The 17,852-nt window shown below is 66.1% G+C and carries 13 protein-coding genes; 5 read left to right on the top strand and 8 right to left on the bottom strand.

Going from position 1 to position 17,852, the window contains the following annotated elements:
• Window positions 1–46 precede the first annotated feature (46 nt).
• Window positions 47–889, top strand: a complete 843-nt coding sequence (locus tag AAE021_RS05065; RefSeq protein WP_342024530.1) for a DUF3097 domain-containing protein — start codon at window positions 47–49, stop codon at window positions 887–889.
• A 192-nt stretch (window positions 890–1,081) separates the two neighbouring features.
• Entirely contained in the window at window positions 1,082–1,498 is a 417-nt protein-coding gene (locus AAE021_RS05060; RefSeq protein ID WP_342025321.1) for a DUF4870 domain-containing protein, read from the top strand.
• 103 nt (window positions 1,499–1,601) lie between these two features.
• Here AAE021_RS05060 and hemW read toward each other — a convergent pair whose 3' ends face one another.
• Window positions 1,602–2,834: a radical SAM family heme chaperone HemW gene (hemW, locus tag AAE021_RS05055; RefSeq protein WP_342024529.1), complete on the bottom strand. Its 1,233-nt coding sequence runs from the start codon at window positions 2,832–2,834 to the stop codon at window positions 1,602–1,604.
• Window positions 2,831–4,684: a translation elongation factor 4 gene (gene lepA, locus AAE021_RS05050; protein ID WP_342024528.1), complete on the bottom strand. Its 1,854-nt coding sequence runs from the start codon at window positions 4,682–4,684 to the stop codon at window positions 2,831–2,833. Before lepA ends, hemW begins: the two co-directional genes overlap by 4 nt.
• Before the next feature lie 176 nt (window positions 4,685–4,860).
• On the opposite strand from lepA, the gene AAE021_RS05045 reads away from it, so the two are divergent.
• Window positions 4,861–5,508, top strand: coding sequence for a type II toxin-antitoxin system PemK/MazF family toxin (locus tag AAE021_RS05045; protein WP_342024526.1), 648 nt, complete (start codon window positions 4,861–4,863; stop codon window positions 5,506–5,508).
• Window positions 5,509–5,726: 218 nt separating this feature from the next.
• Window positions 5,727–5,987, top strand: a complete 261-nt coding sequence (gene rpsT / locus AAE021_RS05040) for a 30S ribosomal protein S20 (protein ID WP_342024525.1) — start codon at window positions 5,727–5,729, stop codon at window positions 5,985–5,987.
• 156 nt (window positions 5,988–6,143) lie between these two features.
• On the opposite strand, the gene holA is transcribed toward rpsT, so the two are convergent.
• The 5 genes from holA to leuS all read right to left on the bottom strand — a co-directional run bounded on the left by holA (window position 6,144) and on the right by leuS (window position 14,738).
• Complete coding sequence (gene holA, locus AAE021_RS05035; protein ID WP_342024524.1) at window positions 6,144–7,181, bottom strand: DNA polymerase III subunit delta; 1,038 nt, start codon at window positions 7,179–7,181, stop codon at window positions 6,144–6,146.
• 129 nt (window positions 7,182–7,310) lie between these two features.
• A complete protein-coding gene (locus tag AAE021_RS05030; protein ID WP_342024523.1) occupies window positions 7,311–9,833 on the bottom strand; it encodes a ComEC/Rec2 family competence protein in 2,523 nt (840 codons plus the stop codon).
• Window positions 9,834–10,077: 244 nt separating this feature from the next.
• Window positions 10,078–10,809 carry a helix-hairpin-helix domain-containing protein gene (locus AAE021_RS05025; RefSeq protein WP_342024522.1) on the bottom strand — a complete coding sequence of 244 codons (732 nt, stop codon included), beginning with the start codon at window positions 10,807–10,809 and terminating at the stop codon, window positions 10,078–10,080.
• 298 nt (window positions 10,810–11,107) lie between these two features.
• Window positions 11,108–12,157 (bottom strand): DegV family protein, encoded by a 1,050-nt coding sequence (locus AAE021_RS05020; protein ID WP_342024521.1) that lies wholly within the window; start codon window positions 12,155–12,157, stop codon window positions 11,108–11,110.
• A gap of 55 nt (window positions 12,158–12,212) precedes the next feature.
• Window positions 12,213–14,738, bottom strand: coding sequence for a leucine--tRNA ligase (gene leuS, locus AAE021_RS05015; protein WP_425362468.1), 2,526 nt, complete (start codon window positions 14,736–14,738; stop codon window positions 12,213–12,215).
• 352 nt (window positions 14,739–15,090) lie between these two features.
• Between leuS and AAE021_RS05010 the strand changes: the two genes are divergently transcribed.
• On the top strand, window positions 15,091–16,134 hold the full coding sequence (locus tag AAE021_RS05010; RefSeq protein ID WP_342024519.1) for an RNA polymerase sigma factor: 1,044 nt from the start codon (window positions 15,091–15,093) through the stop codon (window positions 16,132–16,134).
• 148 nt (window positions 16,135–16,282) lie between these two features.
• Here the strand turns inward: AAE021_RS05010 and glpK are convergent, their stop codons facing one another.
• On the bottom strand, window positions 16,283–17,803 hold the full coding sequence (gene glpK / locus AAE021_RS05005) for a glycerol kinase GlpK (protein ID WP_342024518.1): 1,521 nt from the start codon (window positions 17,801–17,803) through the stop codon (window positions 16,283–16,285).
• Between the last annotated feature and the right edge of the window lie 49 nt (window positions 17,804–17,852).

Raw genomic sequence — 17,852 nt, 5'->3', positions numbered from 1 at the left:
TGCATTTGGCAGCAGCACCGGAACCAACCAAAGCGAGGAAACACCCGTGTCGAACTTTTCGTGGGGGCCGCAGGACATCAGTGCTCCGGCCCGGAAATCCCTGCCCAAAGTCGGAGCGGAGTCGGGTTTGGTGCTCGAGGACGTGCAGACCGGATGGGTTGGCGCGGTGGTCCGGGTGGAGAAGTCCGGCGGTCTGCACCTGATGGTGCTCGAGGACCGGCGGGGCAAGACGAAGTCCTTTGAGCTGGGCTTCGGATTCCTGCTCGACGGCGAGCCGGTGGAAGTGGTTCCCGCGGTAAAGGCGCAGGCGCCGGCATCCCGCCGGACGGCGTCGGGCTCCCTCCGCGTGGAGAACACCCGGGCCCGCACCGCGAGGGCCAGCCGGATTTGGGTGGAAGGAAAGCACGACGCCGAACTGGTGGAGAAGGTGTGGGGTGATGACCTGCGCGTGGAGGGAATCGTCGTCGAGCCCCTTCACGGTGTGGATGACCTGTATGCCGCCGTCCGCGATTTCAACCCCGGCCCGGAACGCCGGCTGGGCATCCTGGTGGACCATCTGGTGGCCGGATCCAAGGAATCCCGCATTGCCGCCGACGCCATGAAGCACCCCGGCGCCCGCGGCAACGTGCTGATCGTCGGACATCCGTACGTTGACGTCTGGCAGGCCATCAAACCTCAAACCATCGGGCTCTCCGCATGGCCTGTGGTCCCCCGGCACGAGGACTGGAAGACGGGCATCCTCAAGGGCCTGGGCTGGCCGCACCGTGACCACACTGACGTGGCTCTGGGCTGGAAGAAGCTGCTGGGAAGCGTGACCTCCTATGCCGATCTTGAGCCCTCACTGCTGGGCCGTGTGGAGGAAGTCATCGACTTCCTGACAGTTCCGTAGCGACCCGCGGGCCGCGCCGTGTACCGGGGAGGTGCCCGGTTGCCAGTAATCTAGATGAACGTAGAGAGCAACACCCACCCGACCCGACCCGATCCGATCCGCACAGTCTCACCGGCACCTCGAGTCCAAGCACGAACCCACAAGGCATAGACCCGGGCGTCCAGAGTCACAAAGGAAACAGCAGTGTCGAACATCCGTCAGAACCAGCCCCATCCCGACGACAGGGGTTCCGGAACTCGTCCCGCCTACCAGGGCGCTCCGGCAAATGCGCTGCCCCTGACCGCCTCCGAGGACCGGCAGTGGGCAACCATGGCTCATTTCGGCGGTATTTTGGGCTTCATCCCGTCATTGGTCATCTTCCTGGTCTTCCGCGACCGCGGCCCCTTCACGGCACAGGAATCCAAGGAAGCACTGAATTTCACGCTGCCTCCCACGATCATTGCCCTGGTGGCGTGGCTGCTGTCCTTCATTCCCGTGGTCGGCTGGGTTTTCGCCATCCTGAATGCCCTGCTGTGGGTGGCCATTGCCGTTTCCTCGGTGGTGGCCGGCATTGAGGTCAACCGCGGGCGTCCGTACCGGTACCGGTTGAACCTGCGCCGCATCCAGTAGCCTCCGCGGACACACACAAAGAGGACCCCGGGCCGGCATAACTGCCGATCCGGGGTCCTCTTATGTGTACGAAGTGCGTAGCCCGGGCGCTTGGTCCGGGTGCTTAGTCCGGCAGCAGGCGGCGCACGACGGCGTCAGCCAGGAGCCGGCCCTTGGTCGTGAGCAGCACGCGGCCGGTCAGTGCGGCTTTCGGATCCACCAGCCCGTCAGCCATCAGTCCGGCCACGGCGAGCCGGCCGGAGTCCTTCAGCCGGGACAGGTCCAGCCCCTCGGCCAGCCGGGTGCGCAGCATCACGTCTTCCACATACCGGGTTTCGGCGTCGAGCGTTTCACGGCCAACCGCCGGAGATTCGCCGGCCGCGAGCCGCTGCGCATAGGCGGTGGGGTGCTTGGCGTTCCACCAGCGCACGCCGCCGGCATGGGAATGGGCCCCGGGACCGATGCCCCACCAGTCGTCGCTGCGCCAGTAGGCCAGGTTGTGCCGGCACTGATCGGCCGGCGTCCGGGACCAGTTGCTCACTTCATACCAGGACAATCCGGCCGCCGTCATCATTTCGTCGGCCATGAGGTACTTGTCCGCGTGGTCATCGTCGTCGATCGGCGGCACTTCGCCGCGCCGCATCCGCGCCGCCAGCTTGGTGCCGTCCTCGATGATCAGCGCGTACGCCGAGATGTGGTCCGGTTCGTAGCTCAGCGCCTCCTTGACGGAAACTTCCCAGTCCGCCAGGGACTCCCCCGGCGTGCCGTAGATCAAGTCCACGCTCACCTTCAGACCGGCGTCGCGCGCCCATTTCACGGCCTCGGGAACGCGCGACGGCGTGTGGGTGCGGTCCAGGACCGCGAGCACGTGCGGAACGGCCGACTGCATGCCGAAGGAGACCCGGGTGAACCCGGCGTCGGCCAGCAGCTGCAGGGACTGCGGCGTCACGGAGTCCGGATTGGCTTCGGTGGTGACTTCGGCGCCGGGCTCCAGCCCCCACGCGTCAACCGCCGTTTTCAGGATGCCGGCAAGGTCCTCAGCGGGCAGCAGAGTGGGTGTGCCGCCGCCGAAGAAGACTGTTCCCATCTTCCGGTCCGGGAGCCCGGAGGCCTTCAGCGCGCGGGCGGCGAAGCGCACTTCCTGCTCCGCCGTGCCGCCGTAGGCGGCCTGCGACGCTCCGCCGCCGAGTTCGGTGGCGGTGTAGGTGTTGAAGTCGCAATAGCCGCAGCGTACTGAGCAGAACGGGATGTGGACGTAGAGTCCGAAGTTCCGGTCCGCTGCTCCTTCCGCCGCCTGTGCGGGCAGCAGTCCGTCGGCGGGTGCCGGATCCCCGAGGGGCAATGCGCTTGGTGTCACTTCTTGGCTTTGTCCTTGGATTCGTCGGAGGAAAGTGCGGCAACAAAGGCTTCCTGGGGAACCTCGACGCGGCCCACCATCTTCATGCGCTTCTTGCCTTCCTTCTGCTTTTCCAGCAGCTTGCGCTTACGGCTGATGTCGCCGCCGTAGCACTTGGCCAAAACGTCCTTGCGGATGGCGCGGATGGACTCGCGGGCGATGATCCGGGATCCGATGGCCGCCTGGATGGGCACCTCGAACTGCTGGCGCGGGATGAGCTCGCGGAGCTTGCCGGTCATCATGACGCCGTAGGAGTATGCCTTGTCCTTGTGCGTGATGGAGCTGAAGGCGTCCACCTGTTCGCCCTGGAGCAGGATGTCCACCTTGACCAGGTCGGCGACCTGTTCGCCGTCGGCCTTCCAGTCCAGCGATGCGTAGCCGCGGGTCTTGGATTTGAGGATGTCGAAGAAGTCGAAGACGATCTCGGCCAGCGGCAGGCGGTACCGGATTTCCACCCGGTCCTCGGAGAGGTAGTCCATGCCGCCCAGGACGCCGCGGCGGGCCTGGCACAGCTCCATGATGGCGCCGACAAATTCGTTCGGCGCCAGGATCGTAGCCGAAACCATCGGTTCGCGGACCTCTTTGATCTTGCCCTCGGGGTACTCGCTGGGATTGGTCACCGTGACGACCTTCTTGTCCTCCAGCGTCACCTCGTACTCCACGTTGGGCGCGGTGGAGATCAGGTCCAGGTTGTATTCTCGCTCGAGCCGTTCACGGGTGATTTCCAGGTGCAGCAGGCCCAGGAAGCCCACGCGGAAGCCGAAGCCCAGCGCTGCTGACGTCTCGGGTTCGTACACCAGCGCGGCATCGTTGAGCATCAGCTTTTCCAGTGCGTCACGCAGCACGGGGTAGTCGGCGCCGTCGATGGGATACAGACCCGAGAACACCATGGGCTTGGGATCGGCGTAGCCTTCGAGGGACTTCTCGGCCGGCTTGGCCAGGTTGGTGACGGTGTCGCCCACCTTGGACAGGCGGACATCCTTCACGCCGGTGATGAGATAGCCGACCTCGCCGACGCCCAGTCCCTTGGACGGGGTGGGCTCCGGGGAGCTGACACCGATCTCCAGGAGCTCGTGGCTGGCCCGGGTGGACATCATCTGGATGCGCTCACGGGGCGACAGCTTGCCGTCCACCACACGGACATAGGTGACGACGCCGCGGTAGGTGTCATACACGGAGTCGAAGATCATGGCGCGGGCGGGAGCGTTGGGATCGCCCACCGGTGCCGGGATCTCGCGGACAATCTGGTCCAGCAGGGCTTCGACGCCCACACCGGTTTTGCCGGAGACCCGCAGCACGTCCTCCGGATCGCCGCCGATCAGCTTCGCCAGTTCCTCGGCGTACTTCTCCGGCTGCGCCGCCGGGAGGTCGATCTTGTTCAGGACCGGAATGATGGTGAGGTCGTTTTCCATCGCCAGGTACAGGTTTGCCAGCGTCTGGGCCTCGATGCCCTGGGCGGCGTCCACCAGCAGCACTGCCCCTTCGCAGGCGGCCAGGGAACGGGACACTTCGTAGGTGAAGTCCACGTGGCCCGGGGTGTCGATCATGTTCAGGGCGTAGGACTCGCCGTCGAGCTCCCACGGCATGCGAACAGCCTGCGACTTGATGGTGATGCCGCGCTCACGCTCGATATCCATGCGGTCCAGGTACTGGGCCTTCATGTTCCGGTGCTCAACAACTCCGGTGGACTGGAGCATGCGGTCGGCCAGGGTGGACTTGCCGTGGTCGATGTGGGCGATGATGCAGAAATTTCTGATGATCGCCGGATCCGTCGCGGCAGGCACCGGTGAGAAGCGGGCCATAGGTGACACTGTGGCGGTTCCTTTACTGTTCACAGGACTTCACGGCGGCCGCGGGCTCAAGGCCGCGCGCCGGAACCGGTCTAAGCGCGGTTCGTCGGTTTTTCCTGGTGGTTTAACTGCTGAATTAACAGTCTCCCACGAATGCCGGCCCGTGCTGGAACCGCGGAACGTAATAGCGTGGGGTCATGTCCTTCTCCAGCCGCTCTCTGCTGTCCCTCGCCCGCACCGCCCTTCGACTGCTCTCGGGTTCCGGAGCCGGCGGGCCGGGTTCCTCCGGTTCACCCCGGACAACCTCCAGGTCCGCCCCGACGCGCAGGCGCACGGGATCCGCTCCGCAAAGCCGGGCTTCGGGACCGAAAAAGTCTTCGCCGTCGTCGCCGTCAACGCCGGGCAAAAGCCAGGCGTCCGCGGGCCGGTCATCATCACCGGGGAAGGCGCCGGCGTCCTATCCCGGTGACTACCGCGGAAAGGTTATCCCCCGGTACGCTCCATCACCCGACGGATCCCCTGACCCGGGCGAGGTTGTCTGGGCATGGGTTCCCTACGAGGATGACTATTCCCAGGGCAAGGACCGGCCGGTGCTGCTGATCGGCCACAGCGGAAAACGCCTGCTGGCCCTGATGATGACCACGCGGGACCGCAATAACGGCCGGGAATCCGACCCGGACTATGTGGACGTGGGCACCGGATCCTGGGATGCGCAGGGCAGGCCCAGCGAAGTGAAGGTTGACCGCGTGCTCCAGCTGGACCCGGCCTCCGTCCGCCGGCAGGGGGCGGTCCTGTCTCCGGCAGCGTTTGAACGGGTCCGGAAGGCATTTGCGGCCCGCGGCTGAGCCTTCCAGGACCGCGTGGAGCCCGTGCACCGCCGGGCGTTGACGGCCTGAACGGGCGCTTGCGCCCAAGTTCTGCTAACATTTATTGCTGTGTGTCCGCGCAGGTCGACGGGCACTTCAGTTCAGGCGCCATTACGGTATCCCCACGCCGCTCAGTCAATGTCTGGGCTGAAATTCCCTCACCGACCAAGTCCGCAATACAAAGAGAGTTTATATAAGTGGCCAATATTAAGTCCCAGAAGAAGCGCATCCTCACCAACGAGAAGGCGCGCATGCGTAACAACTCGGTGAAGTCCGAGCTGAAGACCGCAATCCGCTCCGTTGACGCAGCCCTGAAGGCCAGCGACAAGGATGCAGCAGTCGCAGCGGTGGCCACTGCCAGCCGCAAGCTGGACAAGGCCGTCAGCAAGGGTGTTATCCACAAGAACAACGCTGCAAACCGCAAGTCGGCCATCTCCAAGAAGGTCAGCGCGCTCTAAGCAGCTGTTTTTGCTTTAGTCTTATCGGTCTGGCCGGTCCCCGCGGGGGCCGGCCAGACTGCTTTAACGGGGATGGTTCTTTAGCGGGGATGTTTGCAGCGGGATCCTCGCGGTGACCGGACCTGCCGGGCGCCTGCCCGGCAGGGTTACCCCGGTTTAGCGTCCGGCTGCGGCGAGGGAAATGACGGTGACGGCGTGCTCAACGGCGTAGACCGGATCCCGTCCGGCGCCCTTGACCTGCGCGTCGGCCTCGGCCAGCACCTGCACGGCCTTAATCAGGGATTCCTGCGACCAGTGCTGGGCATCGCGGCGCGCCTGGTCCACCTGCCACGGGGCCATGCCCAGTTCCTTAGCCATCGAAGCCGAGGATCCGCGCAGGTTGGCAACCTTGGCCACGGCCCGCACCTTCATCGCCAGTGCTCCGACCAGCGGTACAGGGTCGACGCCGGTGTCCAGGGCATGGCGCAGCATGGACAGAGCCTGCCCGCCGCGTCCGGCCAGCGCCGCATCCGCCACCTTGAACGCGGTGGCTTCCACCCGTCCGCCGTAGTACTTCTCGACGAGCTCTTCACTGATCTCGCCGGTGGCGTCGTTGATCAACTGCCGGCAGGCCGCTGCAAGGTCAGCCAGCTTGGATCCGACAGCGGCGACAAGTGCCCGTGATGCCGAGGGATCAATTCTCCGGCGTGCTGCTTTGAATTCCTGCGCCACGAAGTCCAGTTTTTCGGCGTCCTTTTTGAACGGCTGGCATTCCACCACGGGGGCACCGGCTCCCTTCACGGCGTCGAGCAGTTTTTTGCCGCGGTTACCGCCGCCGTGATGCAGCACCAGGACGGCGTCCGGCGACGGGTCCGAAAGATAGGTCAGGGTGTCGGTGAGGAATTCGTCGTTCATCGCGGCCAGGTTCGAAACTTCGATGAGTTTTGCTTCCCCGAACAGCGAGGGGCTGGACTGCAGCGTGAGTTCACCGGCGGCATAGGTGGAAGCGTCCATGCGGACCAGCTCCGTGTCGGGCTGGTCCTGCCGCAGCGTGGCCCGGATCCGTTCCATGGCACGTCCGGCCAGGTAATCTTCGGGGCCGCTCAGCAGCACCACGGGTGCCGGTTCCACCTCGCGCCAGGAGACAACCTTGCCTGTGGACTTGCCGGCGGATTTCGCGGTGCTTCGCTTTGCGGACGGGACGGCCGGATTCACAGCGAACAGACTCCTGGGATGAGACGGCGGAACTACTTTGGGGACACTCCAACACTACCCGTCCGGACCGGGCCGCGAGCTTCGGGCCGGCTGCTGCCGGGTCAGGCTTTCGTCCGCGTTCTGCGGGTTCTATCCACCATCCAAGCGTCGAAGCTGCACCGTTGTGCCGTCCATCTCGAGGAGAACCGAACCCAGCAGGTCCGTTCGGGCCACGACGGTCCCCGTTTCCTGCAGGGACCGAAGGATCGATGGAGCGGGATGTCCGTAGTCGTTGCCGGCACCAACCGAGATCAGTGCAACACTGGGCTGAAGCTCTTCAATCAGCTGCGTGCCGCCGTTCCGGGCGCCGTGGTGTGCCACCTTCAGCACGTCGACGCCGTCGTCCGCCAAACGCGCGTTGGCGGCCAGCAGCCGCGCTGAAGCCTCCTCTTCGATGTCTCCGGTGAGCAGAAGCGTGACACCGGGCCCGGCGGTCTGGGATCCATGCCCGCTGCCGTCCCCGCCCACAGTAAACAGGACAACGGCACTGGCGTCATTCTCAGTCCCCTGCACTGCACCGTTCCCAGGCGGCCACAGGACCTCCCACCGCACTGCTCCAGCGGTGGAGGACATTCCTGCTTTGAGTGGGACCGTTTCCACTCCGGACTCGTCAAGCACGTCCCGGAGAGGTCCGTAAAGTTGCTGCTCGGCGGTGGAATACGCGATCCGGTCCACACGGCGCCCCCGAAGGACGCCGGCAGCGCCGCCGTAGTGGTCAAGGTGGGCGTGGGAGAGGATGAAAAGGTCCACAGTGTTGATGTCCAGCTGACGGAGGCATCGATCAATTGCCTCCGGGTCGGGGCCCGCATCAATGACGACGGCGCTGTGCGGCCCGGTGTTCACCACCAGCCCGTCACCCTGACCCACATCGCAGGCAGCCACCATCCACGTGCCGGGTGCCGGCCCGGCCCCCAGCCGGTCCCAGGCGACAACGGCCGCAGACGGCAGGAGCAGGAGTGCCGTGGCTGCCGCTGTGGTGTTGCGCCACCTGCGACCGGCTGGCTTGGAGAACGACGGGGGAATGGCAGGTTCAGGGGCTGACGCCTGCTGCTTGGACCCGTCGGGGGAATCCCGTCGTCCAGCCCGCCATAACAGCCCGACACCGGCAGCTGTCGCGGCGGCCATCAGGAGGGCCCCCGGCATTCCTCCGGGCCAGGGCAGCAATGATCCGGGAAGGGCAGCAAAGGACCGGGCGATGAACGCCGTCCAGGCTGCTCCGGCACCAGCGGCAATCAGGAGCGGACCGGCCAGCATCGGGACTGTGGACGCCAGCACTGCTGCCGCCATGCCCGCAATTGTCACCAGGGGTATCACGGGAGCAACAGCCACGTTGGCCGGCAGCGAGAAAAGTGGGACCTGCGGCTGCAGCAGCACCAGGACCGGAGCGCAGAAGAACTGTGCGGCCAGCGGCACCGCCAGTGCCGCCGCCAACGGCCAGGGCAAATAGCCGGACAGCAGTTTTGTCAGGCGTGGCCCGACCAGGATCAGTCCCGAAGTAGCCAGGACCGAGAGGATGAAGGCGTAGCTGCCGCTGAGCCACGGGTCCACGGCAAGCAGCACCGTGATGGAAAGGCACAGCAGGGATGCCGGCAGCTTCCCCCGTCCGGACAAAACGGCAAGCGCTCCCAGACTTCCCATGACTGCAGCCCGCAGGACACTCGCGTCAGGCCTGACCACGAGCACGAACCCGAGCAGCGCCAGGACACCCGCGGCGGCGGCAGCACCACGCGGGAACCGCAGCGTCCGGGCCAGAAGAAAGACGAAAGCCAGGAGAAAACCACAGTTGGCTCCGGACACAGCAACAATGTGAGTGAGCCCGGTGTTCTTCATTGCGGTTTCCAGCGACGGATCGAGTGTGCTCCTGTCCCCCAGCGCCATTCCCGGCAGCAGCCCGGCGGCATCACTGCCGTACACTCCCTGATGCCGGCCGGCGGCAGCTGCAAAGGCAGTGCGGATGCGGGCAGTCGTTCCATACCAGCCGTCAGCCGCAACGACATGCGGCGCCCCGTTTGCGTAGAGAACACCCACCGAACGCTCCCCCGGATCAGTCGCCTGCAGTGCCCCTGAGGAACTGAAGGTGTCACCCAGATGAACGCTCCCGAAACCATCCCCGCCGATCACCAGCACCGTCGCTGCCGATGTGAAGCGCTGCCCGGCACTGGTGGCTTCCTCAAGCACTGCTTCCACCAGATACCGGGGTTTTCCGCTGAACCCGTCGGCGGCTGCGGCCCGCGCATCGGTCACTGCCCGAAAGTTACCCGTGATGGTTGCCCCTTCGGCGATGGCGGCGCCGATCGGTCCTGCTGTTCGTTCGGCGAGGTGCGTTCCGGCACAGACGCAAACGACGGCGGCAGCTGCCATGGGCACCGCTGCCGCCCGGGCCAGAGTCGTCAGCAGCCCAGGCGGAGCCGGGGCCGGCCGCCTGGTTCCCGTCTTCCCGGTTAAGCCCAGCAAAACCAGTACCAGCAGGGTGGTTGCTGCTCCTGCGAGGATGATGCCGGCGGTTGTGGCCATACCGCCCTCACTACGCACGGCAATCACGGCGGCACTCCATGCGGCCGCTGCCACCGGCACAAGCCGCAGCTCCAGCAGGGGTTGGAGCTGGATTTCCACCGGGCTTTCCGGGGCGCGCGCCCGTATCCATTGCATAAGCCGGCTCGAGTACCAGGACCCGGCACGCTGCCGGACGCTTCCAGCCGCTGAGATACCACCCGCCACAGCCGAATTCCCAGTGGATGGCTGCGGGTCCGGACCGCGAATTGCGGCCGCCGAATACCGGTGCCAGCGGCTGCGGTTGCCGTGCTTCACCGTGTCCGGATTTCGGCTGTCCTCCTGTTCGGGCATGGCCGGGCAGCCGTCAGACCGTGATGAGCGGCAGCAGGGCAGCCAGCATGGCTTCGCCGATGCCGGGCACCGCATCAATATCCCCGGGACGGGCAAACCGTCCGTGTTCAGTGCGCCAGGCAATGATCCGTTCTGCGATCACCGGGCCAACCCGGGGCAGTGCATCCAGGTCCTGCGCCGAAGCAGTGTTGATGTTCACCAGTGCTTCAGTGCCTGCTCCCTGTTCTGTCCCGGGAGCGGGATCTGGCCCGGCAGCACTGCCGGGGACACCGGGGCCGCCGGACACCCCGGCACCGGGCTGCGGCGCTTCCTCCCCAATTCGGGGCACGATGACCATCATTCCGTCCTGCAGCGGAGCCGCAAGGTTGACGGCCGTGAGGTCTGCGTCCGGCTCGGCTCCCCCTGCGGCGTCCACCGCATCACCGGTCCGGCTTCCGGACGGTACCCGAACCACCCCGGGATACGTCACTGCGCCGGCGACGTGGATCACCAGAACGGTCGGGCCGGCTGGCGCTCCGGCAGGTCCGCTGCCTTCATCACCGTTCTGGGTTGGGCTCTGGGATGGGGCGGCAGGATCTTCTCCGGCGCCGGGGGCTGAACTGTCCTCGGCCGGTGCAGCGGAGGGAACGATATCCAGTTCGACGCTCGCAATCTCGGCAGGAGGTCCACCCCCCTTGAAGACCATGAGCCCGGCGACTGCACCCACCAGCAGACTGACAGCCAGGACCGAAGCACGAAAAGACATCAGCCACCGGCGCCCCGCAGGTGGTCCGCCCCCGTCCCGGCTATCAGCGCTTCCACTGTCTTCGGCTTCTCCGGAAGGCGCCGCCGAGCCCTTGAGGAATTCCGGGCCGGGCCGCGGTGGGAAAAGCTGCGGCACGGACGGGGAAGTCTCCCAGCGGTGGTTTGCCATGCCCAAAACCTAGTCCCGGGCGGGACCGCGCAAAGCCGTCACCAATACCGCTGAGGGAAAGGCCTGCTGCACAGCAGCATCCCGGCTGCCTGTGCAGGACAGAGCGCACCGGCCAGCCCCGATCGCGCCGCTATCCCGCGCGCGAACCGCTTTCGGGGCCGGAGGACGGCCCCGCGTCCGGCCGCTCACCCGGCGCCGGCGGCGAGCCAGGCGTGTGCGCTAAACCAGGCGTGTGTGGGGGCGCCGCCGTTTCTCCGGCCACCGCCACCGCCAAAACACCCAAACCGGCATGCGCGGCAAGGACTGCGGGCAGGGAGCAGATCGTCAGTTCGATGTCGGGGGAAGCATCGGTGATGGTCCCGGCCAGCCGCTCGGCCTCACCCTCATTGCCGAAATGGTGCACGGCAACGCGCACGCGCCCGGACCGGGCGGCAATGTCCTGCTGTACCAGTTCGGTCAGCCGCAGCAGGGCACGCGGTGCGGAGCGCACCCGCTCCAGCGGGACAATCTTGCCTCCGCGCACCACCAGGATGGGTTTGACGGCAAAAAGCGTCCCAAACCAGCCGGCGGCCGCACTGATCCGGCCGCCGCGGCGCAGCTGCTCCAGGCTCGGTACATAAAAGAGGATGCTCGCGGACGCCGCTGCAACCCGGGCAGCTTCCGCAACAGACTCCGCCGAACCGCCGTCGCGCGCGGTTTCCGCCGCGGCGGCCACGGCAAACCCCACGCCCATGGCGACAGTCGCAGTGTCGATGACAGTGACGGGTATGCTCGCCGAGCGGGCCGCGAGCCGTGCGGCATCCACCGTTCCGGACAGTTCGCCGGACAAATGCAGCGACACCACCGAGGAACAGCCGGCGGCAGCCAATTCCGCATACGCAGCCTCAAACTGTCCCGGAGACGGGCGGGACGTCCGCACGTCCGAGCCCTGCGCCAACGCCAAAGCGAGGGCGCCGATCATGCGGTCGGTGCCCTCGCCGTAAATCTGGTCGCCGATCATGACCGGCATGGAAACCACCCGCACCAGCTCAGTCACCGATGCCGAAGCGGCCCAGTTTTCGGGCAGGGCGGCGGCGGAGTCGGTGACGACGCCGACCCGGGGTGCGCGGGCGGCTCCGGCCTCGCGCAGCCGCCCCCGTTTCGCCCGCTGGCTCAGCTTCTCCAGCCAGTCCGCGTTCATCTGTCCCCCGTGCCGCTTGCCCGTTTGTTGCGTGCCCTTTTGTCCGTGCGCCAGCCTACGCCGGAACGACGTTGACGAGCTTCGGGGCGCGCACGATCACGGTGCGGATGTCCCGCCCGTCCAGTGCCTTCTTCACCGGCTCGGAGGCCAGCGCCAGTTCACGCAGATCCTCCTCGCTGATGTCGGCGGGCACCTCGAGCCGGTCGCGGACCTTGCCCTGGACCTGGACGACGGCGGTCACCGTGTCCTGCACCAGCAGCGCCTCGTCCACGGCGGGCCAGCCGGCGTTTGCCACCGAGGCCGGGCGGCCCAGCAGGGACCACAGGTCCTCGGCGGTGTACGGGGCGAACAGGCTCAGGATGATCGCGACGGTCTCGGCGGCCTCGCGGACCGCGGGGTCCGCTCCGCCCACGCCGGAGTCGATCGCCTTGCGGGTGGCATTGACCAGTTCCATGGTCCGGGCCACCACCACGTTGAACTTGTTGTGCTCCAGCAGTTCGGTGGCGTCGGCAACGGTGCGGTGCGTCAGCGCGCGCAGCTTCTTGTCGCCGGTGGAGAAGTCCACGCCGGGTTCGCTGGTCACGGCCTGGCCCAAACGCCATGCGCGGGCCAGGAACTTGGCCGAGCCGGACGGTGAAACATCAGCCCAGTCGACGTCGTCCTCCGGCGGGGAAGCGAAAATCATGGTCAGGCGCACGGCGTCCACGCCGAACTTGTCCAGCTGCTGGCCCAGGTCAACGCCGTTGCCCAGCGACTTGGACATGGCCTTGCCGCCGTTCAGCACCTGGCCCTGGTTCAGCAGCGAACTGAACGGCTCGCTGGCTTCCAGCAGGCCCATGTCATGGACCACCTTGGTGAAGAAACGCGCGTACAGCAGGTGCAGGATGGCGTGCTCGACGCCGCCCACGTACTGGCCCACAGGCATCCAGTTTTTTGCCGCTTCAGGATCAAACGGCCCGTCGGTGTAGTGCGGGGAGACAAAGCGCATGAAGTACCAGGACGAGTCCACGAAGGTGTCCATGGTGTCGGTGTCGCGCTTGGCCGGGCCGTCACACGTCGGGCAGGAGACGTTGACCCAGTCATCGACGGAGGCCAGCGGGGAGGTGCCCTTCGGGGCCAGTGCCTCGCCGCGCAGTCCGGTGGGCAGCGTGACCGGCAGCTGGTCATCCGGAACCGGAACCTCGCCGCAGTTTTCGCAGTGGATGATCGGAATGGGGGTGCCCCAGAAACGCTGGCGGGACAGCAACCAGTCGCGCAGGCGGAAGTTCACGAACTTCTCGCCGGTGCCCTGCTCCTCAAGCATCTTGACCGCGGCCGGGATGGCTTCGGACTTCGGCAGTCCGTCCAGCGTCCCGGAGTTGATGAGGGTGCCTTCACCGGTGGTGGCAATGCCGGTCTCTGCCGGATCCTCTTCACCGGTGTCCAGGACGGCACGGACGGGCAGGTCGAAGGTCTTGGCGAAGTCCAGATCGCGCTGGTCGTGCGCGGGCACGGCCATGATGGCGCCGGTGCCGTAGTCGGCGAGCACGTAGTCGGCGGCCCAGACGGGCAACTTTTCGCCGTTGAGCGGGTTGACCGCGTAGCGGCCGGTGAAGATGCCAGTCTTGGTGCGTTCGGTGGACTGCCGCTCGATGTCCGAGAGGGCCTTGACCTGCTCGCGGTAATCCAGCAGGGCATCCATGTGCTCGTCCGTGGTCAGTTCCACGGCCAGCGGCGCGTCGGCGGCGACCACGAAGAACGTGGCCCCGGCCAGGGTGTCCGGGCGGGTGGTGAAGACGGTGACCTGCTCGGCCGGCTTGTCGCCGTCGGCCTCGATAGCGAACCGGACGTGGGCGCCCTCGGAGCGGCCGATCCAGTTCTTCTGCATGGCCAGCACGCGCTCGGGCCAGTGGCCCTTGAGCTGGTCCATGTCATCGAGCAGGCGGTCGGCGTAATCGGTGATCTTGAAGTACCACTGGTTCAGCGACTTCTTGGTGACCTGGGTGCCGCAGCGCTCACAGGCGCCGTTGACAACCTGCTCGTTGGCCAGCACGGTCTGGTCCTTGGGGCACCAGTTGACCGGGGAGTTTTTGCGGTAGGCCAGACCGCGCTCGTAGAAGCGCTTGAACAGCCACTGCGTCCAGCGGTAGTACTCAGGGTCCGAGGTCTGGATCCGGCGCGACCAGTCAACACTGATCGCGTATCGCTTGAACGACGCCGCCTGGGTGTCGATGTTGCGGTAGGTCCAGTCACTGGGGTGTGCGTTGTTTTTGATGGCCGCGTTTTCGGCCGGCAGACCGAAGGAGTCCCAGCCGATCGGGTGCAGCACGTCGTAACCCAGCTGGCGCCAGTAGCGCGCGACGACGTCGCCCATGGCAAACGCCTCGGCATGGCCCATGTGCAGGTCACCGGAAGGGTACGGGAACATGTCCAGCACGTAGCGGCGTTCCTTGGAGCCGTCGTCGGCGGGCTTGAAAACGCCCAGCTCATCCCAGACGGCCGGCCACTTCTGCTCAATGTCCGCAAAACTGTAGACGGCCTCTTCAGACTCATCGGTCTGTGACTGCGTACTCACTCTTGTCGCCTCTGTCCTCAAAGAAATCCTGTTGATCCGCGGTTGCCGGTCCGTGCCGGTCCCGCCGCATAAAACTCACGTTCCGCCAAGCTATCCCCCAGACACACAAAAGCCCCTCGGCAGGCAAGGGGCTTGGCCGCGCACGGACGGTGCGCGGCTACCTAAGGAGGAGGGAAGCGTTCATCTTTCCACTTTACAACAGCACCGCCCCTGCAGCAGCCGGGACGGAGCCGTGTTTCCGGGCCGGAAGGCGGCAGTGGCCCGGCCGGCACCTCCGTATCTTTTTGTCCGCTCCGTGCGTCTACCGAATATAGGCATGGCGCAGTGCCATGCTCGGAATTCAGGAAGCCGCTTTGGCGGAGATGAGGGGCAGGACAACATGACGCTGGAAACGGATGTGCCGGTACTGGACAGCAGGCTCCGCGGCGAGCTGCGGCAAAGCAGGCGGGATTTCCTCGTGGCACTGGAACCGGTGCGCGCAGCACTCTACCGGTACTGCCGCAGCCTGACCGGAAACACCTGGGATGCCGAGGATTTGCTGCAGGACACCCTCACCAGGGGCCTGGCCGAGGCGTCCCGGCGCCACGAGCCGATTCACAACGCTGAAGCATGGCTGATCCGGATCGCCACGAACAGCTGGATCGATGCCCGGCGGCGCAGCGGCCGGACCTCACCCCTGGACTGGACCGATCCCGGCCATGACCTGCCCGCCACCGAGGACGCCGACCCCCTGGCTGCGGTGGAGGTGGAGTCGGCGCTGCGGCAGCTGCTGCTTCTGCTGCCTCCCCAGGAGCGGGCGTGCGTGGTGCTCAAGGATGTCTTTGCCTATCCGCTGGCGGAGATTGCCGGCATGCTCGAGACCACCACCGGGGCCGTGAAGTCGGCCCTGCACCGGGGGCGAAGCTCGCTGCAGGCGGCTCAGGCCAAGCAGGCGGCGCAGGGCAAGCACGCGGGAGCCAACCCGGCGCCGGGACCTCAGGATGGCACGGCGCCCACGCAACCCGCGGCCCACGCGGCGGTGCTGCGCCAACTGACCGAGGCCTTCAACGCCTATGACATCGACGCCATGGTCCGGCTGTTCCTCTCCACCGGCCGCACCGAAGTCATCGGCAACGTCAGCGAAACCGGGCATGAGGAGATCCGCACCGGATCGCTGTCGCACACTTTCGGGCCGGACGCCGCCGAGCTGTACCGGGCGAGCATCCACTGGTTCGACGGCGAGGAAGTCATCCTCCTGTGGGAGCGGCAGAAGGACGCTCCGGAGGAACCGGAGCTGGTGGCCGATGTCCTGCGGGTCCGCAATGCCGGCGGGGAACCGCTGATTTCGCAGCTGAGCTGGTACTTCTTCTGCCCCGAGCTCATCGCCGAGGTTGCCGGCGGGCTGGGCCTGCCCTTTAAGACCAATGGTGTCAGTTACTTTTAGCCGGCCGCCGCTTCCAGCAGTGGCAGCAGAAGGCGTAGCCAAACTTAAGCGGGAAGGACCCCGGCGGAAATCCGCCGGGGTCCTTCCTGCCGCGATACTGCAGTCCCCCCGCTAAGCGGCAGTCACTGCTGGAGCACACGCGAAGTGGTTACAGCACGTCGTCGTCGACCCAGTCGAAGGTCCGGGTGACGGCCTTGGACCACAGGCGCATCTGGCGGTCCCGCTCGCTGTCCTCCATCTGCGGAGTCCAGCGCTTGTCTTCGGCCCACTTGGTGGCCAGCTCATCGGTGTCATTCCAGTAGCCGACGGCGAGGCCGGCGGCGTAGGCGGCACCGAGCGCGGTGGTTTCCACGATCTTGGGCCGGACGACGTCGACGCCGAGGATGTCGGCCTGGAACTGCATGAGCGCCTCGTTGGCAACCATGCCGCCGTCGACGCGCAGTTCGGTGAGCGGCACGCCGGAGTCGGCGTTGACGGCGTCGAGCACCTCGCGCGTCTGGAAGGCCGTGGCCTCCAGTGCCGCACGGGCGATGTGGTTCTTGTTCACGAAGCGGGTCAGGCCAACAATCGCGCCGCGGGCGTCGGAACGCCAGTGCGGAGCGAAGAGTCCGGAGAAGGCCGGAACAATGTAGACGCCGCCGTTGTCGGTGACCTCGTTGGCCAGGCGCTCAATCTCCGGTGCGCTCTGGATCATGCCCAGGTTGTCGCGCAGCCACTGAACCAGCGAACCGGTGACGGCGATGGAACCTTCCAGCGCGTACACCGGCTTGGAATCGCCCAGCTGGTACGCCACGGTGGTGATCAGGCCGTTCTCGGACTGGACAATCTCTTCACCGGTGTTGAAGATCAGGAAGCAGCCGGTGCCGTAGGTGTTCTTTGCAGCGCCCTGGGCGAAAGCGGCCTGGCCGAAGGTGGCGGCCTGCTGGTCGCCGAGGATGCCGGCAACGGGTGTTTCGCGCAGCAGCTGCGAGGTGTGCACAGTGCCGTAGACCTCGGAGGAGGACTTGATCTCCGGCATCATCGACAGCGGAACACCGAAGTCCTTGAGGATGTCTTCGTTCCACGTCAGGCTGTCCAGGTTCATGAACAGCGTGCGCGAGGCGTTGGTGACGTCGGTGATGTGGACGCCGCCGTCGGTTCCGCCGGTCAAGTTCCAGACGATCCAGGAGTCGGTGTTGCCGAAGATCAGGTCACCGGCTTCGGCGCGTTCGCGCGCACCTTCCACGTTGTCCAGGATCCATTTGATCTTGGTGCCGGAGAAGTAGGTGGCCAGCGGCAGGCCAACCTGCTGCTTGTACCGGTCCAGGCCGCCGTCCTTGGCGAGCTCGTTGACAGTCGACTGCGTGCGGGTGTCCTGCCAGACGATCGCGTTGTAGACCGGCTTGCCCGTGGTCTTGTCCCAGACCACAGCGGTTTCCCGCTGGTTGGTGATGCCGACGGCGGCAATGTCGTGCCGCGTCAGGTTTGCCTTGGACAGGGCGGTGCCGACGACCTCGCGGACGTTGGTCCAGATTTCCTCGGGATCGTGCTCCACCCAGCCGGCACGGGGGAAGATCTGCTCGTGCTCTTTCTGGCCCGTGGAAACGATGTTGCCGTCATGGTCGAAGACAATGGCGCGGCTGCTCGTGGTGCCCTGGTCAATGGCAATGATGTACGTCGGATCAGGCATGGTTGGCTCCTTCTGCTGCTGGATGGATGGTGGCACGCCGGACAAGCCA

This window comes from Arthrobacter citreus (assembly GCF_038405225.1).
Classification (GTDB): Bacteria; Actinomycetota; Actinomycetes; order Actinomycetales; family Micrococcaceae; genus Arthrobacter_B; species Arthrobacter_B citreus_A.
This window is presented reverse-complemented; position numbering and strand designations above follow the sequence as displayed.

What these genes read in the sequence shown, in the direction of transcription:
- AAE021_RS05045 (WP_342024526.1), top strand. Translation starts at nt 4,861, where the DNA reads ATGTCCTTCTCCAGCCGCTCTCTGCTGTCCCTCGCCCGCACCGCCCTT.
- glpK (WP_342024518.1), bottom strand. Translation starts at nt 17,803, where the DNA reads ATGCCTGATCCGACGTACATCATTGCCATTGACCAGGGCACCACGAGC.
- AAE021_RS05020 (WP_342024521.1), bottom strand. Translation starts at nt 12,157, where the DNA reads ATGAACGCGGACTGGCTGGAGAAGCTGAGCCAGCGGGCGAAACGGGGG.
- AAE021_RS05025 (WP_342024522.1), bottom strand. Translation starts at nt 10,809, where the DNA reads ATGTCTTTTCGTGCTTCGGTCCTGGCTGTCAGTCTGCTGGTGGGTGCA.
- AAE021_RS05010 (WP_342024519.1), top strand. Translation starts at nt 15,091, where the DNA reads ATGACGCTGGAAACGGATGTGCCGGTACTGGACAGCAGGCTCCGCGGC.